The organism is Mesorhizobium sp. B2-4-13 (assembly GCF_006658535.1).
GTDB lineage: Bacteria > Pseudomonadota > Alphaproteobacteria > Rhizobiales > Rhizobiaceae > Mesorhizobium > Mesorhizobium australicum.
The window spans coordinates 373,870-395,785 of record NZ_VFVB01000005.1 but is presented as its reverse complement, the minus strand read 5'-3'; the positions used below and the strand labels follow the sequence as shown (position 1 = coordinate 395,785).

General features: G+C 64.6%; 22 protein-coding genes. 9 read left to right on the top strand and 13 right to left on the bottom strand.

Translation table 11 applies throughout. The features are described from left to right. Positions 1 to 61 precede the first annotated feature (61 nt). Together acnA and FJ936_RS17135 are read left to right on the top strand one after the other, a co-directional pair. Complete coding sequence (acnA, locus tag FJ936_RS17140) at positions 62 to 2,752, top strand: aconitate hydratase AcnA (protein ID WP_141906802.1); 2,691 nt, start codon at positions 62 to 64, stop codon at positions 2,750 to 2,752. Between the two features lie 383 nt (positions 2,753 to 3,135). After that, positions 3,136 to 3,945 carry a thioredoxin family protein gene (locus FJ936_RS17135; protein ID WP_140822911.1) on the top strand — a complete coding sequence of 270 codons (810 nt, stop codon included), beginning with the start codon at positions 3,136 to 3,138 and terminating at the stop codon, positions 3,943 to 3,945. 58 nt (positions 3,946 to 4,003) lie between these two features. Here FJ936_RS17135 and FJ936_RS17130 read toward each other — a convergent pair whose 3' ends face one another. Genes FJ936_RS17130 through FJ936_RS17105 form a run of 6 tightly spaced genes read right to left on the bottom strand, consistent with a single transcriptional unit; the run spans position 4,004 to position 9,968 of the window. Then, on the bottom strand, positions 4,004 to 5,389 hold the full coding sequence (locus FJ936_RS17130) for an FAD-binding oxidoreductase (protein ID WP_140793264.1): 1,386 nt from the start codon (positions 5,387 to 5,389) through the stop codon (positions 4,004 to 4,006). 20 nt (positions 5,390 to 5,409) lie between these two features. Further along, a complete protein-coding gene (locus FJ936_RS17125; protein ID WP_140793266.1) occupies positions 5,410 to 6,522 on the bottom strand; it encodes an ABC transporter ATP-binding protein in 1,113 nt (370 codons plus the stop codon). Further along, positions 6,519 to 7,316, bottom strand: coding sequence for an ABC transporter permease (locus FJ936_RS17120; RefSeq protein WP_140660404.1), 798 nt, complete (start codon positions 7,314 to 7,316; stop codon positions 6,519 to 6,521). Before FJ936_RS17120 ends, FJ936_RS17125 begins: the two co-directional genes overlap by 4 nt. After that, the gene (locus FJ936_RS17115) at positions 7,316 to 8,179 is read right to left on the bottom strand and encodes an ABC transporter permease (protein WP_140793871.1); all 864 of its coding nucleotides are present in this window, start codon (positions 8,177 to 8,179) and stop codon (positions 7,316 to 7,318) included. Before FJ936_RS17115 ends, FJ936_RS17120 begins: the two co-directional genes overlap by 1 nt. 23 nt (positions 8,180 to 8,202) lie before the next feature. Further along, complete coding sequence (locus FJ936_RS17110) at positions 8,203 to 9,273, bottom strand: extracellular solute-binding protein (RefSeq protein ID WP_181171355.1); 1,071 nt, start codon at positions 9,271 to 9,273, stop codon at positions 8,203 to 8,205. 35 nt (positions 9,274 to 9,308) lie between these two features. After that, on the bottom strand, positions 9,309 to 9,968 hold the full coding sequence (locus tag FJ936_RS17105; protein WP_140719651.1) for an XRE family transcriptional regulator: 660 nt from the start codon (positions 9,966 to 9,968) through the stop codon (positions 9,309 to 9,311). A gap of 528 nt (positions 9,969 to 10,496) precedes the next feature. Here FJ936_RS17105 and FJ936_RS17100 point away from each other — a divergent pair. Next, entirely contained in the window at positions 10,497 to 10,877 is a 381-nt protein-coding gene (locus FJ936_RS17100; protein ID WP_015314934.1) for a DUF2794 domain-containing protein, read from the top strand. A 74-nt stretch (positions 10,878 to 10,951) separates the two neighbouring features. Here the strand turns inward: FJ936_RS17100 and FJ936_RS17095 are convergent, their stop codons facing one another. From FJ936_RS17095 to FJ936_RS17080, 4 genes are all read right to left on the bottom strand, one after another. Continuing rightward, positions 10,952 to 11,530, bottom strand: coding sequence for a GNAT family N-acetyltransferase (locus FJ936_RS17095; protein WP_140618237.1), 579 nt, complete (start codon positions 11,528 to 11,530; stop codon positions 10,952 to 10,954). Between the two features lie 105 nt (positions 11,531 to 11,635). Then, the gene (locus FJ936_RS17090) at positions 11,636 to 12,409 is read right to left on the bottom strand and encodes a Bax inhibitor-1/YccA family protein (protein WP_015314936.1); all 774 of its coding nucleotides are present in this window, start codon (positions 12,407 to 12,409) and stop codon (positions 11,636 to 11,638) included. A 227-nt stretch (positions 12,410 to 12,636) separates the two neighbouring features. Beyond that, the gene (locus FJ936_RS17085) at positions 12,637 to 15,186 is read right to left on the bottom strand and encodes an ABC transporter permease (RefSeq protein WP_140793869.1); all 2,550 of its coding nucleotides are present in this window, start codon (positions 15,184 to 15,186) and stop codon (positions 12,637 to 12,639) included. Next, positions 15,186 to 15,881: an ABC transporter ATP-binding protein gene (locus FJ936_RS17080; RefSeq protein ID WP_140793867.1), complete on the bottom strand. Its 696-nt coding sequence runs from the start codon at positions 15,879 to 15,881 to the stop codon at positions 15,186 to 15,188. The genes FJ936_RS17085 and FJ936_RS17080 overlap by 1 nt, the downstream gene beginning before the upstream one ends. 85 nt (positions 15,882 to 15,966) lie before the next feature. Between FJ936_RS17080 and FJ936_RS17075 the strand changes: the two genes are divergently transcribed. After that, complete coding sequence (locus FJ936_RS17075) at positions 15,967 to 16,611, top strand: arylesterase (protein WP_140793865.1); 645 nt, start codon at positions 15,967 to 15,969, stop codon at positions 16,609 to 16,611. Between the two features lie 139 nt (positions 16,612 to 16,750). Next, positions 16,751 to 17,347 carry an RNA 2',3'-cyclic phosphodiesterase gene (gene thpR / locus FJ936_RS17070; protein ID WP_140618242.1) on the top strand — a complete coding sequence of 199 codons (597 nt, stop codon included), beginning with the start codon at positions 16,751 to 16,753 and terminating at the stop codon, positions 17,345 to 17,347. Here thpR and FJ936_RS17065 read toward each other — a convergent pair. Then, complete coding sequence (locus tag FJ936_RS17065; protein WP_015314941.1) at positions 17,251 to 17,769, bottom strand: low molecular weight protein-tyrosine-phosphatase; 519 nt, start codon at positions 17,767 to 17,769, stop codon at positions 17,251 to 17,253. The two genes, thpR and FJ936_RS17065, sit on opposite strands and share 97 nt — an antisense overlap. A 50-nt stretch (positions 17,770 to 17,819) precedes the next feature. Here FJ936_RS17065 and FJ936_RS17060 point away from each other — a divergent pair, with 50 nt between their 5' ends. The 3 genes from FJ936_RS17060 (at position 17,820) to FJ936_RS17050 (ending at position 19,407) form a co-directional block, all read left to right on the top strand. Next, the gene (locus tag FJ936_RS17060; protein ID WP_015314942.1) at positions 17,820 to 18,116 is read left to right on the top strand and encodes a 4a-hydroxytetrahydrobiopterin dehydratase; all 297 of its coding nucleotides are present in this window, start codon (positions 17,820 to 17,822) and stop codon (positions 18,114 to 18,116) included. Between the two features lie 138 nt (positions 18,117 to 18,254). Then, complete coding sequence (locus FJ936_RS17055; RefSeq protein WP_015314943.1) at positions 18,255 to 18,617, top strand: YkvA family protein; 363 nt, start codon at positions 18,255 to 18,257, stop codon at positions 18,615 to 18,617. Positions 18,618 to 18,903: 286 nt separating this feature from the next. Continuing rightward, positions 18,904 to 19,407: an invasion associated locus B family protein gene (locus FJ936_RS17050; protein ID WP_141906801.1), complete on the top strand. Its 504-nt coding sequence runs from the start codon at positions 18,904 to 18,906 to the stop codon at positions 19,405 to 19,407. A gap of 54 nt (positions 19,408 to 19,461) precedes the next feature. Here FJ936_RS17050 and FJ936_RS17045 read toward each other — a convergent pair whose 3' ends face one another. Then, complete coding sequence (locus tag FJ936_RS17045) at positions 19,462 to 20,817, bottom strand: chloride channel protein (RefSeq protein WP_140660410.1); 1,356 nt, start codon at positions 20,815 to 20,817, stop codon at positions 19,462 to 19,464. Between the two features lie 129 nt (positions 20,818 to 20,946). Here FJ936_RS17045 and FJ936_RS17040 point away from each other — a divergent pair, with 129 nt between their 5' ends. Then, complete coding sequence (locus tag FJ936_RS17040) at positions 20,947 to 21,504, top strand: DUF305 domain-containing protein (protein WP_140719665.1); 558 nt, start codon at positions 20,947 to 20,949, stop codon at positions 21,502 to 21,504. Between the two features lie 80 nt (positions 21,505 to 21,584). Here the strand turns inward: FJ936_RS17040 and FJ936_RS17035 are convergent, their stop codons facing one another. Then, the gene (locus tag FJ936_RS17035) at positions 21,585 to 21,884 is read right to left on the bottom strand and encodes a hypothetical protein (RefSeq protein WP_015314947.1); all 300 of its coding nucleotides are present in this window, start codon (positions 21,882 to 21,884) and stop codon (positions 21,585 to 21,587) included. Positions 21,885 to 21,916: the final 32 nt, after the last annotated feature.

Below are 21,916 nucleotides of genomic sequence, written 5' to 3'. Positions count from 1 at the left end.
GTGATTGCATGCCATCGGCGTCCGTTCCCTTTCAGGCTGAACAGACAAGGACGGATCGCACGTGTCAAAATCCCTCGACAGTTTCAATTGCCGCCGCACGCTGAAAGCGGGCGACGCCGAGTATGTCTATTTCGACCTCGTCGAGGCTGAGAAGAACGGCCTCACCGGCATTGCCCAGCTGCCCTATTCGATGAAGGTGCTGCTGGAAAACCTGCTGCGCAACGAGGACGGCCGCTCCGTCACCAAGGAGAGCATCCAGGCGGTGGCAGGCTGGCTGACCGACAAGGGCACCGCCGGCGTCGAGATCGCCTATCGCCCGGCCCGCGTGCTGATGCAGGATTTCACCGGCGTCCCGGCCGTGGTCGACCTCGCCGCCATGCGCGACGCCATGGCCTCGCTTGGCGGCGATCCGCAGAAGATCAACCCGCTGGTGCCGGTCGACCTCGTCATCGACCATTCCGTCATCGTCGACGAGTTCGGCACGCCGATGGCCTTCGCCCGCAATGTCGAGCTCGAATATGAGCGCAACGAAGAGCGCTACAAGTTCCTGAAATGGGGCCAGCAGGCGTTCCGCAACTTCCGCGTCGTGCCGCCCGGCACCGGCATCTGCCACCAGGTCAATCTCGAATATCTCGGCCAGGTGGTGTGGACCAACACCGAGGACGGCGAAACCACCGCCTATCCCGACACCTGCGTCGGCACCGATTCGCACACCACCATGATCAACGGCCTTGGCGTGCTCGGCTGGGGCGTCGGCGGCATCGAGGCCGAGGCGGCCATGCTAGGCCAGCCGGTCTCCATGCTGCTGCCGGAAGTCATCGGCTTCCGCCTCACCGGCAAGCTCAAGGAGGGCGTCACCGCCACCGACCTCGTGCTGACCGTCACCCAGATGCTGCGCAAGAAGGGCGTCGTCGGCAAGTTCGTCGAGTTCTTCGGCCCCGGCCTGTCCAACATGACGCTGGCCGACCGCGCCACCATCGGCAACATGGCGCCCGAATACGGCGCCACCTGCGGTTTCTTCCCGGTCGATTCCGAAACCATCCGCTATCTCACAATGTCAGGCCGCAGCGAGGACCGCATCGCCCTGGTCGAGGCCTATTCCAAGGCGCAAGGCATGTGGCGCGAGGCCGGCTCCGCCGACCCGGTCTTCACCGACCTGCTCGAACTGGAGCTGGACAGCGTCGTGCCGTCGATGGCCGGTCCCAAGCGCCCCGAGGGCCGTGTCGCGCTGGAAGGCATTCCGGCCGGCTTCGCCAAGGCGATGGACACCGAATACAAGAAGGCGGCGGAAATCTCCAAGCGCTATGCGGTCGAAGGCACCGACCATGACCTCGGCCATGGCGACGTCGTCATCGCCGCCATCACCTCCTGCACCAACACCTCGAACCCATCAGTGCTGATCGGCGCGGGCTTGCTTGCCCGCAACGCCAACCGCCTTGGCCTGAAGCAGAAGCCGTGGGTAAAGACCTCGCTGGCCCCCGGCAGCCAGGTGGTGGCGGAATATCTGGAAAAGTCGGGCCTGCAGAAGGAGCTCGACCAGATCGGCTTCAACCTGGTCGGCTTCGGCTGCACCACCTGCATCGGCAATTCCGGCCCGCTGCCCGCTCCGATCTCAAAAACCATCAATGACAAGGGCCTGATTGCCGCCGCGGTGCTCTCCGGCAACCGCAACTTCGAAGGCCGCGTCTCGCCCGACGTGCAGGCGAACTACCTGGCGTCGCCGCCGCTGGTCGTGGCGCATGCGCTGGCCGGCACCGTGACCAAGGACCTGACCACGGAGCCGCTCGGCGACGACAGGAACGGCAATCCGGTCTATCTCAAGGATATCTGGCCGAGCTCGGCCGAGATCCAGGAGTTCATCGAGAAGAACGTCACCCGCGAGCTGTTCGCCCGCAAATATGCCGACGTCTTCAAGGGCGACGAGTACTGGCAGAACGTCAAGGCGCCGGAAGGCCAGACCTATGCCTGGGACAACAATTCGACCTATGTGCAGAACCCGCCCTACTTCGCCGGCATGACCACGGGTTTCGGCAAGATCGGCGACATCAAGGGCGCCCGGGTGCTCGGCCTGTTCGGCGACAAGATCACCACCGACCACATCTCGCCGGCGGGTTCGATCAAGGCCGCCTCGCCGGCCGGCAAATACCTCACCGACCATGGCGTCGGCGTCGCCGACTTCAACCAGTACGGCACGCGGCGCGGCAACCATGAGGTGATGATGCGCGGCACCTTCGCCAACATCCGCATCCGCAACCACATGCTGGGCGAGAACGGCCGCGAGGGCGGCTACACCATCCACTATCCCAGCAAGGAAGAGGAATCGATCTACGACGCGGCGATGGAGTACAAGAAGGAAGGCGTGCCGTTGGTCATCTTCGCCGGCGTCGAATACGGCAATGGCTCGTCGCGCGACTGGGCGGCCAAGGGCACCAACCTGCTGGGTGTCCGCGCCGTCATCGCCCAGTCCTTCGAGCGCATCCATCGTTCGAACCTGGTCGGCATGGGCGTCATCCCCTTCGTCTTCGAGGAAGGCACCTCATGGGCTTCCCTCAACCTTAAGGGCGACGAGCTGGTCGAGATCGACGGATTGAGCGCCATCAAGCCGCGCCAGACGATGACCGCCAAGATCACCTATGGCGACGGCACGGTGAAGAACGTGCCGATCATCTGCCGCATCGATACGCTGGATGAGCTCGACTACTTCAAGAACGGCGGCATCTTGCAGTACGTGCTGCGCGATCTGGCGGCCTAGAAAACAGCGAGTAGCGAGTGGGATGCAGGGGACGCCCCTGCTCACTACTCGCTACTCCCCTGCCGCGGCACAGCAGACCAGCATGCCGCACAGTCCTGCCGCGATGAAGGCAAGGTCGTCGAAGCATTGAACGGCCCGGACCAAAGTCCAGGGCCGGTGCGTTCGCAATAGAGATCGATGGCGGTGAGGAGAACCTGCCGCATGGCGATGATGCCGCCGCTCAATCGAACCACGCCTTGAAATGCAGCGGCTGCTCCTATTGCGGCCTTACCTCACGATTGCAGCGGTAAAATTTCACCGCAACGTGACTTCCCGTTGACTTCCCGTTCTGCCACATATTTCGGCAAAGCAGAACAAAGCCGGCATCACCGGCGGGAATTGGAATGGTCATGGCCTCGCGACGATCATTGTGGCTGGCAGCCTTCGCGCTGGCCTTCTCGGCTTTTGCCGGCGCTGGGCATGCCAGCGAGCCCGAAAGGGCCCAGGCCGAAAAATCCGACAGGCCGCTCGGCGTGGTCGAACTGTTCACCAGCCAGGGCTGCAGTTCCTGCCCGCCGGCGGACGCGTTCTTCGCCGAACTCGCCACGAGGCAAGACCTTGTCGCACTCGCCTATCACGTCGATTACTGGGACTATCTCGGCTGGAAGGACACGCTGAGCCACAAGGAAAACACCGAGCGGCAATATGACTATATGCGCTATTTCAGCAGCCGTTCGGTCTATACGCCGCAGGCCGTCCTGAACGGCCGCATGCATGTCAACGGCGCCAATCGCGGTGAGGTCGACGGCGCGCTTGCCCGCATGGCCCGTGCCGGCGAAGGCATGCGTGTGCCCATCAAGGTCAGCCGCACCGGCGACCGTGTGATCATCGACGCAGGTGACGCCGGCACCGGCCCGAACGACGCCCATGTCGTCATCGTCTATTTCGACGCGCCGCAGACGGTCAAGATCGGCCAGGGCGAGAACTCCGGCCGCAAGATGACCTATTGGAACGCGGTCACCGGGATCCAGACCGCCGGCATGTGGCATGGCAAGGCGCAGCGCTACGAATTTCCGCTGAGCGAGATCACCAAGAAAGGCGGCTGCGCCGTGCTTTTGCAGTCGGTCGGCAAGGATGGCCTGCCAGGCCCCATCCTGGGTGCGGCTTTCATCCACAAACCGGGATCCGAGGCCTCCCTCGATCGTAAGCTGTAAGGTCACGGGCTCGGCGCAATTCCAGACGGAAACCGCTACATTTCCTGCTCGAATGCTTTCAGTGTCCGGTCAGGCGATCGGCGAAGGCCGCAAGGCGCGAGGTCCGGTCCAGGCCGTTTGCTTCACGCCGGTCGGCGATGCGATAGAGCTGGTACATTGTGTGCACGCCGAGCCAGCGCAGCGGTTCCGGTTCCCATTTCTTGACCGTGCGGTTGACCCAGGGCAGCCGGGTCAGCTCGGTGTCGTGGCCGAGCACGAGATCGCGCAAGGTGCGGCCTGACAGGTTGGAGCTGGAAACCCCGAGCCCGACATAGCCGCCGGCCCAGCCGATGCCGCTTTCCCGGTCGAAGCCTGAAGTGGTGCACCAGTCGCGCGGTACGCCAAGCGTCCCGCACCAGGCATGGTCGAGACGCAAGCTCTTGGTCTGCGGCAACAGCCTGGTCAGCACCTCATGCAACTGGTCGATGGTCGCCTGCTGGGTCCGGCCGCGCACATCGGTGCGCGAACCGAAGCGGTAGGGCACGCCACGGCCGCCCATGGCGATGCGGCCTTCGCGCGTGCGCTGCGCGTAGCAATAGGTGTGGGCGGCATCGCCCAACACCTCGTAACCGTTCCAGCCGATCTGGTCCCACAGTTCTTGCGGCAGCTTCTCGGTCACCACGATGGCGCTGTTCAGCGGCAGCCAGAGACGCTCGTAGCCGGGAATGCCAGCCGTGAAGCCTTCGGTGGCGCGGATGATCTTCCCTGCCCGCACGATGCCTCTGCTGGTGGTGACCTTGCCCTTCTCGATCGCCAGCACCTGCGTCTGCTCGTAGATCGGCACGCCAAGCCGCTCGACAGCCGCCGCCAGGCCTTGCACCAGCTTCGCCGGCTGGACACGCGCGACGTTGCGCACGACGAAGGCGCCCAGCACCTTGTCGATGGCGATGCGCTGACGCGCCTCCCGCGCGTCGAGGAAGGCCAGCCGCTCCGGCGGCATCTCCCAGCGCAGCAGCTCCTCGTATTCGGCCTTGGCGCGCTGCAATTGTGCCGCGTTGGTGGCGACGGTGATGTTGTCGACGCGGCGGATATCGGCGTCGATGCCTTCGGCTTCCGTCACCGCGATCACCTCATCGACCGTGCCGAACATGGCGCGCTGCATGTCGATCACCGCGCCGCGCGAGGAGGTCTTTGCGTATTTCTCGCGCGACCAGCTGAAGCCGCCCGACAGCCAGCCGCCATTGCGGCCCGACGCGCCGAAGCCCGCGAACTCTTTTTCGACGATGGCGATGCGCAGCGCAGGCTGCGCCTTCTTCAGATAATAGGCGGTCCACAGGCCGGTGTAGCCGGCGCCGACGATGCAGACATCTGCCTCGATGTCGCCGGGCAAGGACGGCCGGTAGGCCGGCACGCCGCCGATATCGGCATACCAGAACGACACGTCGCCATTGTGCTTGGCTTGCATTTTTGAAATCCGTTCCGAAATCAGGTGAGCGTCAGGTCAGCCTTGTCGTCGTCGTCGAGCAGCTTCACGTCGGCGCCGGCGAACAGCACCTCGACCTCGTCTCCGATGGCGAAACTGTCTGCTTCCAGCGTCGAGCGCACGATGGCTTTCGAGCCGTCGGCCAGGTCGACCTCGTATTTTGAGCCGGAGCCGAGATAGATGGCTTCGCCGATACGGCCCGTGAGCCGGTTGCGGCCGTCGCCGCTGGCACCAGGGCGGGCGAGCGCCAGCTTTTCGGGACGCAGCAGCATGACCGGCCTGCCGCCATTGGCGAGACGCTTGGCGGTTGTCACCGTCTGGCCTGATATCTCGATCGCCGTCTCCTGGCCCGAGGTGGCGGCGGCCCCGCGCAGCACGGTGGAATCGCCGATGAACTTGCCGACGAACAGCGTCGCCGGCTCGTCATACAGCTCGCGCCCGGTACCGATCTGTTCGATCCGGCCCCGGTTGAACACGGCGATGCGATCCGACAGCACCAGCGCCTCTTCCTGGTCGTGCGTCACATAGACGAAGGTGGTGCCGAGTTCGCGGTGGATGCGCTTGATCTCGAGCTGCAGCCATTCGCGCAGTTTCTTGTCGAGCGCGCCGAGCGGCTCGTCCATCAACAGCAGCGGCGGATCGAAGACGATGGCGCGGGCCAGCGCCACGCGTTGCTGCTGGCCGCCCGAAAGCTCACTGGGGAAGCGATGGCCGAAATCCGCCATCTTGACCATGTCGAGCGCCTGGCGCACCCGGCGTTCGCGCTCGGCTCCCGCCACGCCGCGCAAGGCGAGCGGATAGGCGACGTTGCGGCTCACCGTCATATGGGGAAACAGCGCGTAATGCTGGAAGACGACGCCGATGTTGCGCTTGTGCGCCGGCACGCCGACGACGCTCTTGCCGCCCACTTCCAGCGCGCCGGAACTGGCCTCGGTAAAGCCGGCGACGACGTTGAGCGTCGTCGTCTTGCCGGAGCCGCTTGGTCCGAGCAGCGTCATGAACTCGCCGGCCTCGATGTGCAGCGACACGCCGTCCAGCGCCTTGAAGCTGCCATAGGCCTTGCTGATCGACCTGAGATCGATCGCCGCGCCCCTGCTGTCTTGCCCCGGGGTCATTGGCGTCCTTTCCGCTCGCGGCCAAGAAGAAGCATGCCGCCGCCGATCAGGATCGTGGTGGCAAACAACAGGATCGTGCCGACGGCCGCGACCGTCGGGTCGGCGTCGCGCGTGATGGAAGCGAAGATCTGCACCGGCAATGTCTTGAGGTAGGGATTGGTGATGAACAGCGACACGACGATCTCATCGAAGGAGGTGGCGAAGGCGAACAGCAGGCCCGACAGCACGCCGGGTGCGATCAGCGGCAGCGTCACCGTGCGGAAGGTGGTGAGCGCGCTGGCGCCGAGGCTCGCCGCGGCTGTCTCGAGCCGCCTGTCGAAAACTTCGAGATTGGCCGAGACGGCAATCAGCACGAAAGGCAGCGCAAGGATGGTGTGGGCGAGCACGAAGCCGAGCAGCGTGCCGACAAGCCGCGTATCGAGATAGACCGCGTAGATGCCGATGGCCAGCACCACGCCCGGCACCACCATCGGCGTCAACATCAGCATGCGCAGCAGGTTTGCCGGCCGCGCCTTCATGCGGTCGAGGCCGAAGGCGGCAAGCGTGCCGAGCACCGTTGCCAGCACGGCAACGATCGAGGCGACCTTCAGCGAATTGAGGAAGCTGTTCGACCAGTCCGGGTTGGTGGCGAAATTCTGGTACCATTGCCAGGAAAAGCCCTGCGGCGGAAACGCCAGCGACTTGTTCTCGTTGAACGACATCGGCACCACGACCAGCGTCGGGGCCACCAGCCATATGGCCACCAGCAGGCAGACAAGGCCGAGGATGACGCGGGTGAGCGGCTTCATCTCCATTAGCGCCGCTCCGCTTCCCGGTACCGGGACCGCATGACGGGCGCGGCGAGCGCCAGCAGCACGAAGGTCGTGACCAGCAGCACCACGCCCATGGCGCCGCCACGGCCCCATTGCAGCAGGCTGAGCACCTGTGTCTGCACCAGGGTGGACAGCATGGTCGAACGCGGACCGCCGAGCAAAGCCGGCGTGATGTAGAAGCCGAGCGCCAGGATGAAGACGATGATCGCGCCGGCATAGACGCCCGGCAGCGACAGCGGCAGGTAGATGGTGAAGAAGGCGCGGGACGGCCGCGCGCCAAGGCTTTGCGCCGCGCGCATCAGCCTGAGATCGATGCCTTTCATGACCGAATAGAGCGGCAGGATCATGAACGGCAAAAGCACCTGCGCCATGCCGATGACCACGCCCGTCTGGGTGCGGATCAGCCTGACGCCACCGAGCCCGAGCGACCGCAGGACCGAGTTGATGACGCCTGAATCCTGGAGCAGGATAACCCAGGACAAGGTGCGCACCACGCCGCTCACCCAAAACGGGATCAGCACACACAAGAGCAGCACCAGCCGAACGCGCGGCCCGACCGCGGTCATCAGATAGGCGTAGGGATAAGCGCAGACCACGCACACCAGCGTGACCCACGCCGAAATGACGAAGGTCCGCTGGAGCACGACAAGGTTGATCGGCGCACTGAAGAACCAGACATAGTTCTGCGCTCCCCACTCCGGTTCCGACAGGCTGCGCAGCACGATGGTCAGCAGCGGATAGCCGATCACCGCGAAAAGCAGGACCAGGGCCGGCAACGCGAGCGCGAACGGCCGCCATGCCCAGCGCCTTTCGGCGGCCGGAATGGTTGGCTCGGACGCGCTCACGGCCCTTGCTTCCCGTCAGCCGGTCAGTTGCCGGCCATCAGCGCCGACCACTTCTCCTGCGCCACCGCAAAGTTCGGGACCCAGAACTTGAAGTTCTGCTTGTAGCCCTGCTTCTGGCGTTCAGGCGTATTGGTCAGGTAGGCGGCAACAGAAGCGTCGACCTTGGGCTGCGCGTCGTTGTTGATCGGCGTGTAGGAGGTCTTCTCCGCCAATATCTCCTGGGCATGCTTGCCGAGATAGGCATTGAGCAGCGCGTAGGACGCATCCGTATCCTTGACGCCGACCGGAATCGTCATCTGGTCCATCACCACCAGCCAATCCTGCCAGGCGGGCGCGTACTTGGCGCCGTTCTTGACCGCCGTCATGGCGCGGCCCGTCCACATCATCAGCATGTCGGCCTCGCCGGATTCGGCGAGCTGCTGCGATTCGGCACCCGTCTTCCAGAAGATCGTGTCGGGGCCGAGCTTGCGGACCACATCGATGGCCTTGTCGATATCGGCCACCGTCATCGCCTTCGGATCGCCGCCGGCAACCTTGAAAGCCTGTTCCAGCAGGCCACCGGTCGGGCTGCCGGAGCCGTCGATGCCACGCACGCCGGGGAATTTTTGGGTATCGAAGAAGTCGGCCCAGCTCTTGGGCGGATTATCCCCGTACTTTTCCTTGTTGTACATCAGCACGACACCGTAGTTCATCGCCGGCACCGAGCATTCGCCGACCTGGCCTTCCGGGATTTTCGAGACGTCGAGCTTCGTCAGATCGAGCTTCTGGAACAGCTTGCCGCAATAGACATAGGGCGGCAGGTCGTCGGTATCGACGACGTCCCAGGTCACATTGCCGGACTCGACCTGCGCCTGCAGTTTGGCGATCTCCGTCGGGCCGTCATTGAGCAGCTTGACGCCGGACTTGTCGACGAACTCCTTGAGTGCCGCCGCCTGGCCGTCCTGGTAGATGCCGCCATAGGAAACGAGCGTCAGCGTCTTGCCCTTCAGCGAGCCTTCGGCGACCTCTCCCGCCACCGGCTTGGATTGCGCGAGCGCGGCGGTCGCCGCCATAAGCACGGCGACGGCCGCCGCATGTCCAAATCTCAGTTTCATGATCATCTCTCCCATTTGCAGAACTCGCATTGTTTTCATTCACCCGGATGCGAGCGGTTTCCGGGCCTGTATCGATCGAGTTCGAGCGCGCCGGCGGTCGGCGGCGCGATGATCCAGAGCACCTCGGCCGGCGTGTCGCCGACATTGACGGTCCGGTGCGGCACCGAGGTTGCGTATTCGACGCTGTCGCCCTCGCGCATCAGATGGCGCTCGTCGGCAAGCGTCAGTTCGACGGTGCCCTTGAGCACCATGAACATTTCATGCTCGCCGCCATGCACATAGGTCTCGTCGCCGGTCGAGCCGCCAACCTCGAAATGACCGGCATAGACTTCGAATTGACGGATCGGCCGCCGCGACAGGAGCATCTTGCGGCCTTGGAGGCCGACCGGAACGACCGGCCGCTCCTCGCGCCTCAGCACCTTGTGCAGGGGACGGGCATTGTCCTCGAACAGATCGTTGATGCCGAGATCGAGAGCGGCGGCGATCTTGAGCAGCGTGCCGGTGTTGGCGCCGCACAGATTGCGCTCGAGCTGGCTGATGAAGCTCGCCGTGGTGCCCGTCATGTCGGCAAGCTGGCGCAGCGAGACGCGCCGCGCCGTGCGCAGTGCCTTGATACGGGGGCCGACCCCGCCGGCCTCCGGCACGGCCGCCCCGCCATTCAACTGTTTTACTGGGGAGTCCGATGCGTGTGGCATTGTCGTCTCCGTTTCCACTTAACACCCTATTAAGTGAAACGGAAAATGGCAAGCACGGTCGGCAGAATTGAATGGCGACGCGGGGTTGGCCGCTTTCGGCCCTACGCCGATGCCGTCGGCGCGCAGTCCCGGGTGCAAGGCCCAAAAACGAAAAAACCGACGTCAGCTTGCTTCTGACGTCGGTCATTTAGGTTTTGGGATCGTCGCACCTGGCTTTTCCGAGGAAAGGCCGAGGTTGGTTCGATCCGACGCAGACCCGTGGGCGGGGGGCTTGGGGTTTACGAGCCGGTGCCGGACCGAACCGTCTCAGGCAACGCCGGTAAATTCGTCGGACATTGGGGCAGGAGCGCGGATAAAAAAAGGCGGAAATGTGGCGAAGCATCACCAATTCCAACACGCGTTTCACAAACGTGACTGGACGCAACGGAAACGGCGCGCCGCTGCCTTCGCTTCCCCGGCTCTTGCAATTGCGATGCGAAGGGGCCAACTTTGGTTGGCAAAGATTCATTTTGAAGGATCGAGGCAGGCATGATCGATGACGGCGGCGGGATGGGGGATGGAGACGCATCCGCAATATTGATCCCGCTGCACGAGGCGCGCAGCGCACGCCTCGACCAGCCGGTCCGCTTCGACCGGCGCGAACTGGACCAGATCCTCAGGCTTTACGGACGCATGGTCGCGGCCAATGAATGGCGCGACTACGCCATCGATCACCTCACCGACCGCGCTGTCTTTTCCGTCTTCCGCCGTGCCAGCGAAGTGCCGCTGTTCCAGATCGTCAAGGATCCGAAACTGGCGCGCAAGCAAGGCGCCTTCGCCGTCATCGCGGCGGGCGGGCGCATCCTCAAACGCGGCCAGGAGCTTGGCCGCGTGCTCGGCGTCTTCGACAGCAAGCTGAAGCTGGTATAGGGGTGAATTGCGAACTGAAGAATTGAGGAACGAAGGAAAGGGGCGCTTACGTCAGGCGCCGCGTGTCCTATTCCTCAATTCTTCAGTTCCCCCTTCCGGAACTTCCGCTCCGGCAGCGAATCCGGATCAGGTGGCAGCGATGCCCCGCCGTTGAGCGACAGCTGCATGAATACCGTGTCCAACCAGCGCCCGTGCTTGTAGCCGGAGCCTTCGAGGCGGCCGGAATGACGGAAGCCGAGCTTCTCGTGCAACCTGACCGAGGCGCTGTCGGCGCGGCCATCGCCGATCACCGCGACGATCTGGCGAAAGCCCGCCGCCTCGACCGCCGCGACCAGGCTTTGCATCAGCTTCAGGCCGACACCCTGGCCCTTGGCGTCAGGCGCGACATAAACCGAATCCTCGACGATGAAGCGATAGGCCGGGCGCGGCCGGAAGGCGCCGGCATAGGCATAGCCAAGCACGGCGCCTGCCTTTTCCGCCACCAGATAGGGAAAGCCGCCGGCCGCGAGTGCGGCGAATCGCGTCCCCATCTCGGTGCGGCTGGGCGGCTCCAGTTCATAGCTCGCCGTGCCGTTGGCGACCGCGTCGGCGTAGATTTCGGTTATGGCGTCGAGGTCGGCCGGGGTCGCCGGCCTGATCGCGATGTTGCTCATTCTTTATGCAAGCCTCTTTTGTGCTTTCGATAACAGCAGAGGCCCGCTTAAAAGAAAAGGGCGGCCGTTGGGCCGCCCTTCCAGGAGTCGATGGTCCAATACCGCTTAGCGGCGGTCGCCCATGAACTGGAGCAGGAACATGAAGAGGTTGATGAAATCGAGGTAGAGCGACAGCGCGCCCATGATGGCCTTGCGGCCCGCGACATCGGAAGCGTCGCCCTCGAAATACATCTCCTTGATCTTCTGCGTGTCGTAGGCGGTGAGGCCGGCGAAGACCAGTACGCCGATCGCCGAGACGGCGAAGGTCAGTGCCGACGACTGCAGGAAGATGTTGATCACCGAGGCGATGATGATGCCGAACACGCCCATGATCAGGAACGAGCCCATCGCCGACAGGTCGCGCTTGGTGGTGTAGCCGAACAGCGACAGCGCGCCGAAGGCCGCGGCGGTGGCGAAGAAGGTCTGCGAGATGCTTGCCGTGGTGTAGACCAGGAAGATCGACGACAGCGACAGGCCGACCAGACCGGCATAGACCCAGAAGGTGGTCTGCGCGGCGGCGACGCTCATCGACTGGATCCTGAACGACAGGAAGAACACGGCGGCCAGCGGCGCCAGCATGACAACCCAGCGCAGCGGCGAACCGAAGATCGCGTAGCCGAACGAGGTCAGCATCTCGCCGCTCGGCAGCGTCGCGACGGCCGAAGCCGGATCGGTGGTGGTGGCCAGCATGATCGTGCCGACGGCGGCAAGGCCGGTGATGAGCAGGCCAAGCCCCATCAGATTGTAGACCTTGATCATGTAGGCGCGCAGACCCTGGTCGATGTCGGCGCGGACGCCGGGCACCGCCGACGTCTGATAGTTGCGAATGGGATCAGCCATTGGAAATCCTCGTTGCTTCTGCCCCGTCCGGTGTCGGGCCTCTTGCGGACCCAGGCGCCGCTGGGGGGCTCCAGCATGCCTGCGCGGAATATGATGGTTATTCGCGTCAAGAACAAGACCGTAACCGGGTGTAACGGTTCGTGACAGGCCAAAATGCCGCTTCGCCGGCCGTTTCGGACGGCATTCTTACCAACATTTAACCCGGGCAGGCGGCGCCCGCCGGCGAATCAGAGGTTTCGCAGCACGGGTGCCGCCTTGTGGCCGAGCACCCGCCAGGTGCCGGCAAGGCCGATGCCGACCGTGATCACCAGCGAAGAGGCAATCGTCGCCACCGCCACCTCGGGCATGAAATGCGATGGCAGCGTCATGATGCGTGCGACCACGAACCAGGCGGCGGCGCTGCCGGCGGCGAGCGCGAAGATGGCGGTGGCCAGTCCGATCAGCATGTATTCCAGAGAGAATGCCGTGATCAGCGTTCGCCGGGTGGCGCCCAACGTCTTCAGCACCACAGCGTCGTGGATGCGCGCCCGGTTGCCGGCGGCAAGCGCGCCGGCAAGCACCAGAACCGAGGCGATCAGCGCCACGCCGGCCGCCGCCCGGATCGCCGTGCCGAGCTGGCCGACCAGCCGGTTGACGATGTCGAGTGCGTCCTTGACCCGCACCGTCGTCACGGCGGGGAAGGCGCGGGTGACGGCGTTGAGGACGCGCGCGTCGTCGGCCGCCGAGGCGTTCTTTTCGGTGAGCGTGGCTATCCAGCCATGCGGGGCGCCGGCGAATGTGTTGGGCGAGAACACCATGACGAAATTGATGCCCATCGTTTCCCACTCGACCTGGCGGAAATTGGCGATGCGGGCGGTGACATTGCGGCCGAGCACGTTGACGGTGATGGTGTCGCCGAGCTTCAGCCCGATTTCCTTGCCTTCCTTGTCGGAAAACGAAACCAGAGGCTCGCCGGCATAGTTGTCGGGCCACCATTTGCCCTCTGTCAGCGTCGCGTTTTCCGGTTGCCTGGTGTCATAGGTCAGGCCGCGATCTCCCTTCAGCACCCAGGCGCCCTCGGCCGGCACCTTGACCTTGTCGACATCGACGCCGTTGAGAGCCATGACCCGGCCGCGCAGCATCGGCACCTTGGCCAGCGTTCCCCGCGGCACCTCCTTCGCGATCAGCGAGGAGAACGCATCGACTTCGCTGCCCTGGATGTCGACGAAGAAGAAGTTCGGCGCCCGCTCCGGCAGGCTGCCGGAGATCTGGCGCCTGAGATTCCCGTCGATCAGCGCCAGTGTCACCAAGAGCGTCAGCCCAAGCCCCAGCGACAGCACCACGGACGGCGTCAGCGCCCCGGGCCGGTGGATGTTGCCGATGGCGAGCCTGAGCGCGACAAAGCGCACGCGCGGGCTTTTCCGGGCTGCCCATTGCACCAGTCCGCCGACGAGACGCAGCACCAGGAAAGCAAAAACGGTGGCGCCGACGAAGATCGAGGCGATGCGCTGGTCGCCCGAAAACAGGATCGCCAGCGCTGCCAGGAAAAGCGCGATGCCGAGCGCGCAAACGACATAGACGGGGCGCGGCAGGCCCCGGCCTTCCAGTCCCATCTCCCGGAACAGCGCGGTTGCCGGCACGTCACGGGCGCGACCGAGCGGCAACAGCGCGAAGGCCAGCGTCACCAGCAGGCCGAACAGGGCCGCCATGGCGAGCGCGCCGGGATAGAAGCCGCCCTGCGCCGGCACCGGAATGACCGACTGAAGCGCGGCACTCGCCGCGAACGGCATCAGCGCCCCGAGCACCAGGCCGAGCACGATGCCAAGTGCCGCGATGATCAGGATCTGCACGAGGTAGACGGCAAAGACGAAGCCGCCGGACGCCCCCAGGCTCTTGAAGGTGGCGATGACGCCGCGCTTGCCGTCGAGATAGGCGCGCACCGCATTGGCGACGCCGACGCCGCCGACCACCAGCGCGGTGAGCCCGACCAGCGTCAGGAACTGGGAGAAGCGTTCGATGTTGGAGGATAGCGCCGGTGCGGCGTTGCTGCGCGTGCGGATCGACCAGCCGGCCTGCGGAAAATCCTTGGCCGCCCGGTCCTGGATGGCCTTGAGCCGCGCCTCGTCGGCACCGGCGGGCAGCCGGACCTTGTAGGCGTTCTCGACCAGGCTGCCCGGTTGGATCAGCCCGGTGGCGGCCAGGCCCTCGGTCGAGATCATCAGCCTTGGCGCGAAGCCGAACCCGTCGGAGACCGCGTCGGGCTCGGCCACCAGCCTGGCGCGCAGTTCGAACGTGGCGGTGCCGAGCTTCAGCCGGTCGCCGATCTTGAGATGCAGCCGTTCGAACAAGAGATCGGGTGCCGCGGCGCCGAAAACGCCGAACTGCCTGCCGAACAGTTCCTGCTTCGTCAGCACCGGTTCGGTTTCCAGCGCGCCATAGAGCGGATAGGCCTCGTCGACAGCCTTGGCCTCGACCAGCGCCTGGTCGGATCCGTCAGCCAGGCGCGCCATCGAGCGCATGCCGGTGGTATGCGAAACCACGCCCAGCCCGTCGAGAAAGCCAAGTTCTGCCCGGCTGGCGTCGCGCTGGTTGATCTGGAAGCGAAGATCGCCGCCGAGCAGCGTCTGGCCCTGATCGGCGACACCGGCGGTGATGGAGCGGGCCACCGAATTGACGCCGCCGATAGCCGCCACGCCGAGTGCGATGCAGGCGAGGAAGATGAGGAAGCCGGACAGGCCGCCGCGCATCTCGCGCAGCGAGAAGCGGATGGCAAGCTTCAAGGTCCGCGCCAGCGGCATCAGGCGGTGATCCTGACCGGCGGCGGCGCCTCGATCCGGCCGGAGCGCATCGAAACCTGGCGCGAGCAGCGCGCCGCGAGCGCCGGATCGTGGGTGACCAGCACCAGCGTCATGCCGCGTTCGGCGGCCTTGGCGAACAGCAGATCGGCGACCTGCCGCCCCGTCGCCTGATCGAGGTTGCCGGTCGGCTCGTCGGCGATCAGGATGCGCGGCGATGGTGCCAGCGCCCGGGCGATCGCCACGCGCTGCTGCTCGCCGCCGGAGAGTTCGCCAGGATAATGGGTGACGCGGTCGCTGAGGCCGACGGCCGCCAGTTCCCGCTCCGCCACCGAGAAGGGATCGGCGTGGCCGGCCAGTTCCAGCGGCACGGCGACATTTTCGAGCGCCGTCATATTGGGGATGAGGTGGAAGGACTGGAACACGATGCCAATGTTTCGGCCGCGAAACGAAGCGATCTGGTCCTCGCTTCTCCCGTTGAGCAGCTCGCCGGCAATGCGCACCGTACCGGAATCGACCCGCTCCAGCCCTGCCAGCACCATCAGCAATGTCGACTTGCCGGACCCCGACGGACCGACGATACCCGTCGCCTCGCCGCGCGCGACGTCGAGGCTGACGCCCTTCAATACATGAACCGACGAAGCGCCTTCGCCGAGTGTCAGGGATATGTCTTTCAGCGCGATGACGGCTTCTGTCAAAATGAAAGCGTCCTATATGGAAAGGGAGGCTCTGCCTGTCGGAAGCCATCGCCGGAAGAATTCTCTGTCATATGGGGCCTGCCGCATGTCTTTCAAACGCCGCTTTGCCGCAGGCCTGGTCGTTTTCCTCGCCATCTGCGGCGGCATCTCGTCGGCGCGCGCCGCGCCTTTCAAGATCGTCGGCTTCGGTGACAGCCTGATGGCGGGGTACGGCCTTGGCCCGGGCGAGGGCTTTACCGACAAATTGCAGGCAGCACTTCGCGCCAAGGGCCATGACGTCGTCGTCGCCAATGCCGGCGTCTCCGGCGACACCTCCAGCGGCGGCCTGGCGCGGCTCGACTGGTCGGTGCCTGACGGCACGCAGCTGGTGATCCTCGAACTCGGCGCCAACGACATGCTGCGCGGCGTCGCGCCCGACATCACCAAACGGAACCTGGACGAGATGCTAGGCAAGCTCAAAGAGCGCAAGATTGCCGTGCTGCTGGCCGGCATGCGGGCGGCGCCCAATCTCGGCGCCGACTACCAGATCGCCTTCGACGCCATCTTTGCTGACCTGGCCGGCAAATACGATGTTCCGCTCTATCCGTTCTTCCTCGACGGCGTCGCCGGCCAGCCCGGCCTGCAGCTCGAGGACGGCCTGCATCCGAGTGCTCGCGGCGTCGACCTGATGGTCGAACGCATCCTGCCCACCGTCGAGAAGGCCATGGCGGCCGCGCCAGGAGGATCGTGAAGTCGGATGGAACCGGTTCCGCTGCGGAAGCTTTAGATTGCATCTAGATTGCATCCGGGACCAACAAACCACTTGCTCCATTTGATTATCGATGATTCGCTAGGGATGACAGTTTCGATTCGAGGAAGGGAGGCTCTTCATGCCGCGTCTTTTCACCGCCCTCGAAATTCCGCGTGATGCCGCCCTTTCGCTGTCCCTGCTCCGGGGCGGCCTGCCCGGGGCCCGCTGGATCGACGTCGAAAACTACCATCTGACGCTACGCTTCATCGGCGACGTCCAGGGCCATGTCGCCGACGAGATCGCCAACGCGCTCGACCGGGTGCACCGTCCTTCCTTCTCGCTGACGCTGTCGGGTGTCGGCGCTTTCGGCCAGAAGAAGCCGCATGCGGTGTGGGCCGGCGCTTCGCCCTCGCCCGATATGGCGGCTCTTCAGGCCGAAATCGAGCGCATCTGCCAGCGGCTCGGCATTCCCGCCGATCCGCGCAGGTTCATGCCGCATGTGACGCTGGCGCGGCTGCGCAATTCGAGCCCGCTCGACGTCGCCCAATATCTGTCGGCGCGCGGCAATTTCTCGACGCTGCCGTTCCGCATCGGCCGTTTCGTGCTGATGTCGTCGCGCGATTCGGTGGGTGGCGGCCCCTATATTGTCGAGGAGGCATGGCCGCTGTCCGGCGTCGATACGCGTGCCGCCAGCCGTGTCGCCAGCACCTCCGACGCCTCGCGGATCATGCGATAGACCTCGGCAAACGCTTGCTGGTCCTCATAGTAGGGGTCCGGTACATCGCGCGGCCTTCCCTCGGCGAATTCCAGGAACAGGTGGATACGGTCGCGCACCGCCGCCGGCGCCAGCGCCTTCAGGTCGGCGACGTTGGACCGGTCCATGCCGAAGATCAGGTCGAAGCGGTGAAAATCCTCCGGCATGATCTTGCGCGCCCGCTGCCGCGAGATGTCGATGCCGTGGTGAGACGCGATGGCGATCGAGCGCGGGTCGGGAGCGGAGCCGACCTCCCAGCCGCTGGTCGCGGCCGAATCGAGCACGATATCGCCGCCATATCCGCGCTCAGCCAGCACGGCGCCAAGGATGCCTTCGGCCAGCGGCGACCGGCAGATGTTGCCGAGGCAGACGAAAAGAATGGAATTTATGGGCTTCGCGATCATGGATCCGGCGCTATGGTGACGACTTCAGCCCAATAGCACGGGAAGCGGACATGACGAGAGAGAAACTGGGCAGGGAGGCCGCCGAAGCAGCGCTCACAGGGCTTGATGGCTGGGCACTGGCGGACGACGGCGCCTCGATCGGCCGCACCTTCACCTTCGCCAATTTCTCCGAAGCCTTCGCCTTCATGACCAGGGTGGCGCTGACCGCCGAGAAGATGGACCACCATCCCGATTGGTCGAATGTCTACAAGACCGTCAGCGTTACCCTGAATACGCATGACGCCGGCGGCGTGACGGCGCTCGACATCGAATTGGCGAAGAAGATGAACCGCTATTTCGGCGGCTGAACACGGGCTGTCCAACGTCCAGGCCCGGCGCGGACCCGGCAAATCGGCGCCCGCATCTTGCAGCCGGGTTAAGCTTTCACCACATTTTGATCGGCGGACGTGCGCTAAGACGCGCATCAGGCCCGCAAGGAGAGATTGATGGCGCAAGAATCCGGTTTTGATTTCTTCGGCTTTGGCGACAAGCTGGCCGGCGAAGGCGAAGTGCGTGAAAAGTTCTGGCGCACGGCCAGGAAGGCCGCTCGGCAGATTCCGTTCATGGAAGATGTCGTCGCCGCCTATTACTGCGCCATGGACAAGAAGACGCCGCTGCGTGCCAAGGGCATATTGGTGGCCGCGCTCGGCTATTTCGTCCTGCCGGTCGATCTCATCCCCGACTTCATCTTCGGTCTCGGCTTCACCGACGACATCGCCGTGCTGACCGCCGCGATCACCGCCGTCAGCGCCCATATCACGCCCGCGCACCGGCAAGCCGCCAAGGACGCCATCGCCGATAAGAGCTGAAGTCCCGCCGGCCGAATCCCGCCGCGACGGCTCGACCGCTGGACAGGGGCGTTCAGCGGCGGGTTAGAAGTCAAACTCTTGCCGTTTTCGTGGCCTCCAAGTCGCCAAAGGGACACCGAGCCGGCCGCTGACAAGGCGGCGGCGCGGAAATGGCGGCGGTTTCCTGGGGTGAAGGTCCTTTTCTCTTGGGAAATTCACCGTTTGGTAACCCAGATTAAATCAAAATGAAGCGACGGCAGGACGCCACGCGGCCCGCCTCCGCACCATTTGGAATACGGGAAAAACGATGCGCGGATTGATTGTACTAGTTTCGAGCCTGGTCCTGGCGGCCTCGGCGGCGCCGGCGCTGGCGCAGCAGGCGACCAAGATCGGCCAGCACAATGCCTGGGGGACCTACAGCTACCAGGCTTCGGGCGGCAAGGTCTGCTACGTGCTGACCGTGCCGACCGACAAGCAGCCGCCGACGCTCGACCATGGCGACATGTTCTTCTTCGTCAGCCAGCGGCCCGGCCAGCAAGTGTCCTATGAGCCTCAGTTCATCGCCGGCTACAATTTCCAGGAAGGTTCCAAGGCCACCGTCACCATCGACAAGAAGAGCTTCTCGATGTTCACGCGCGGCAAATCGGCCTGGGTCGAGAACGCGGCGGAAGAGCCAGTGCTGATCGCCGCGATGAAGACCGGAACCGACATGAAGGTGTCGGCGAAGTCGGGCCGCGGCAATCCCACGAACTATGTCTTCTCGCTTAAGGGCATTTCGGCGGCGCTGTCCTCGATCGCCAAGTGCAAATAGGCTATCTTCGTTTTTGAACCGAAGGCCGGGCCGTAACGCCCGGCCTTTGCTTTTTCAGCCCAGCCCTGATTCCGGTGCGGCCTCCGCCCGCCGCCGCCGGATCGCCTCGGCGATGAACACCCGCGACAGGGCGTGATAAAGCGGCTCGTGCGAGATCAGCCGCGCCGTGCCGTAGCCCAGCATCGAAGCCAGCATCAGGCCGATGACATTGTCGTGATTGCCGGTCATTTCGAGGATGATGACGAAAGCCGTCATCGGCGCTTGCACGACGCCGGCGAAATAGCCCGCCATGCCGAGCAGGGCCGCGACGCCCGCGCTGCTCCCGAACATCAGGCCGAGCGAGCTGCCGATGCCGGCGCCGACCGCCAGCGAGGGCGCGAAGATGCCGCCGGGAATGCCTGAGATCATCGACAGCAGGCCGGCCGCGAATTTCTCGGCAAAGAAGAACCAGGGCAGCGGCGTGCCTTCGACCGCGCTGCGCGCCTGCGCGTAGCCGGTGCCGAAGGTCAGCCCGCCCGAGGCGATACCGATCACCGCGACCGCCAGTCCGCAGATCGCGGCCACCAGCAGCGCGCGCCACAGCGGCTGCAGCGCGTTCCAGCGTCGGATACGCCGTGTCGCCTTGAGGGCCAGCAACGAGAACAAGGCGCCAAAGCCGCCGCCGATGACGCCGCAGGCGATCACCAGCGGCCAGTCGACGGCAAACGAGATCGTCTCCTTGGACACGCCGAAATAGGTGTAGTTGCCGAGCACGCCGAGCGAGGCGAGGCCGGCCAGGATGACCGCTGTCAGCACCAGTCCGTTGGTGCGCGCCTCATAAGTGCGGCCCATCTCCTCGATGGCGAAGACGATGCCGGCGAGCGGGGTGTTGAACGCCGCCGCGATGCCCGCCGCCGAGCCGGCCAGGATCAGGCCGCGCGCCTGCGCCATGCCGCCCCAACGCGCCGCCTGCAGCATCAGCGACGCGCCGACCTGTACGGTCGGTCCCTCGCGGCCGATCGAAGCGCCGCAGAACAGGCCGACAAGGGTGAGCGCGATCTTGCCCGCCACCAGCCTGAGCGACAGGATGTGGCTGCGGTCGTCGTCGTCGCGCAGGTGGCGGGCGGCGATCGCCTGCGGAATGCCGCTGCCTTGCGAGCCCGGGAAGAAGGCGTGCGCCAGCCAGGCGCACAGCACAAAGCCGAGCGGCGTGATGGCCAGCGGCAGATAGAAACGCCAGCCGCCGTCATTGCCGATCACGACATGAAAAAGCGCCTGCGCCTTGTCGGCCAGCACGGCAAAGAGCACGCTGATCAGGCCGATGGAGATCGCACCGGCCCAGAACACCAGACGTGGCTGCCAGACGCGGCGCGAGGCCCACATGGCGCGCGAACGCCGCAGCATGGGGTGTTTTCGCGATTGGCCGGCCATGTCTGCCCTCGGGGGGAAAACCCAGCCCTAACACAGGCATGACGCCGATCAAGTGTGAGTCTGCCGATCGGACGGGATCAAAAAGCCCACCGTCGCGGTTGTGTCCCTTTGAACAAGGAGCCCGCAGTCATGAGCTATGTCAGATTCGCCGCGATGATCCTGGTTTCCACGGTCCTCATGTACGGGCTCATGTACCTGAACACCTATGCGCTGGATCATGTTTTCTTCAGCCAGACCCGGGTGTGGATGGCCATCGTGATGGGCGCCGCCATGGCCATCGTCATGATCGGCTTCATGTGGGGGATGTACGGGAGCGTGGCCGCGAATGTCGGCATCGTCATCGGCGGCATGCTCGTATTCGCTGGTGCCTTGTGGCTGGTCAGAAGCCAGGAAACCGTGAGCGACGTCTCTTACATGAAGGCCATGATCCCGCACCACTCGATCGCGATCATGACCAGCGAACGCGCCCATATCCGCGACCCGGAGGTGCGAAAGCTCGCGGACGGCATCATCGACGCCCAAGTGCGCGAGATCACGCAAATGAAGCGTCTGATCGCGCGACTCGAACCGAATCCCGTAGCGGCCGGCGCTCCTGACCTGCCGTCCTACCGAGCCCGCGGGGCCGCGCCGCCGCCACCGGAAACCGACCAGAGCACCGGGATCGATACGCTCTCCATCGACAGGTAGGCGCGGGGAGACGCGCGGATAATATGGAAGTTGCTCGTCCCGCCGGCCTCCAAGCCGGCGGGAACATCCTTGCGGGATCGTCACATAGCCATTTTTTCACATTCGGCCTGGGCCTTCTTGGTCGAGGTGTCGATCATGTAGGCTTTGCCCTTGGCGTCGGTCATCATCATCATGCAGTGCTTGATCGGCTTGGCCATCTTCATCATGTCGGCGCCCATCTTCGCGTCCGGCGTCATGGTGCCCATATGCCCGTCGGGCATGATCGCCGTCACTTGTCCGCCTTTCATCATGCTCATGGTGCCCATCGCGTCCTCGGCAAACGCCTGCGAGGCGCAAAGAGCGGCGAAGCCGGCAACGACGGCGAGCTTGATCGATTTCATCCTGCATACTCCCATTCTGTAGGGGCACAGTT

What these genes read in the sequence shown, in the direction of transcription:
- FJ936_RS17130 (WP_140793264.1), bottom strand. Translation starts at nt 5,389, where the DNA reads ATGCAAGCCAAGCACAATGGCGACGTGTCGTTCTGGTATGCCGATATC.
- FJ936_RS17075 (WP_140793865.1), top strand. Translation starts at nt 15,967, where the DNA reads ATGTCTTTCAAACGCCGCTTTGCCGCAGGCCTGGTCGTTTTCCTCGCC.
- FJ936_RS17055 (WP_015314943.1), top strand. Translation starts at nt 18,255, where the DNA reads ATGGCGCAAGAATCCGGTTTTGATTTCTTCGGCTTTGGCGACAAGCTG.
- FJ936_RS17105 (WP_140719651.1), bottom strand. Translation starts at nt 9,968, where the DNA reads ATGCCACACGCATCGGACTCCCCAGTAAAACAGTTGAATGGCGGGGCG.
- FJ936_RS17045 (WP_140660410.1), bottom strand. Translation starts at nt 20,817, where the DNA reads ATGGCCGGCCAATCGCGAAAACACCCCATGCTGCGGCGTTCGCGCGCC.
- FJ936_RS17085 (WP_140793869.1), bottom strand. Translation starts at nt 15,186, where the DNA reads ATGCCGCTGGCGCGGACCTTGAAGCTTGCCATCCGCTTCTCGCTGCGC.
- FJ936_RS17065 (WP_015314941.1), bottom strand. Translation starts at nt 17,769, where the DNA reads ATGATCGCGAAGCCCATAAATTCCATTCTTTTCGTCTGCCTCGGCAAC.
- FJ936_RS17040 (WP_140719665.1), top strand. Translation starts at nt 20,947, where the DNA reads ATGAGCTATGTCAGATTCGCCGCGATGATCCTGGTTTCCACGGTCCTC.
- FJ936_RS17135 (WP_140822911.1), top strand. Translation starts at nt 3,136, where the DNA reads ATGGTCATGGCCTCGCGACGATCATTGTGGCTGGCAGCCTTCGCGCTG.
- FJ936_RS17125 (WP_140793266.1), bottom strand. Translation starts at nt 6,522, where the DNA reads ATGACCCCGGGGCAAGACAGCAGGGGCGCGGCGATCGATCTCAGGTCG.
- FJ936_RS17050 (WP_141906801.1), top strand. Translation starts at nt 18,904, where the DNA reads ATGCGCGGATTGATTGTACTAGTTTCGAGCCTGGTCCTGGCGGCCTCG.
- thpR (WP_140618242.1), top strand. Translation starts at nt 16,751, where the DNA reads ATGCCGCGTCTTTTCACCGCCCTCGAAATTCCGCGTGATGCCGCCCTT.
- FJ936_RS17100 (WP_015314934.1), top strand. Translation starts at nt 10,497, where the DNA reads ATGATCGATGACGGCGGCGGGATGGGGGATGGAGACGCATCCGCAATA.
- FJ936_RS17035 (WP_015314947.1), bottom strand. Translation starts at nt 21,884, where the DNA reads ATGAAATCGATCAAGCTCGCCGTCGTTGCCGGCTTCGCCGCTCTTTGC.
- FJ936_RS17090 (WP_015314936.1), bottom strand. Translation starts at nt 12,409, where the DNA reads ATGGCTGATCCCATTCGCAACTATCAGACGTCGGCGGTGCCCGGCGTC.
- FJ936_RS17120 (WP_140660404.1), bottom strand. Translation starts at nt 7,316, where the DNA reads ATGGAGATGAAGCCGCTCACCCGCGTCATCCTCGGCCTTGTCTGCCTG.
- FJ936_RS17060 (WP_015314942.1), top strand. Translation starts at nt 17,820, where the DNA reads ATGACGAGAGAGAAACTGGGCAGGGAGGCCGCCGAAGCAGCGCTCACA.
- FJ936_RS17110 (WP_181171355.1), bottom strand. Translation starts at nt 9,273, where the DNA reads ATGAAACTGAGATTTGGACATGCGGCGGCCGTCGCCGTGCTTATGGCG.
- FJ936_RS17095 (WP_140618237.1), bottom strand. Translation starts at nt 11,530, where the DNA reads ATGAGCAACATCGCGATCAGGCCGGCGACCCCGGCCGACCTCGACGCC.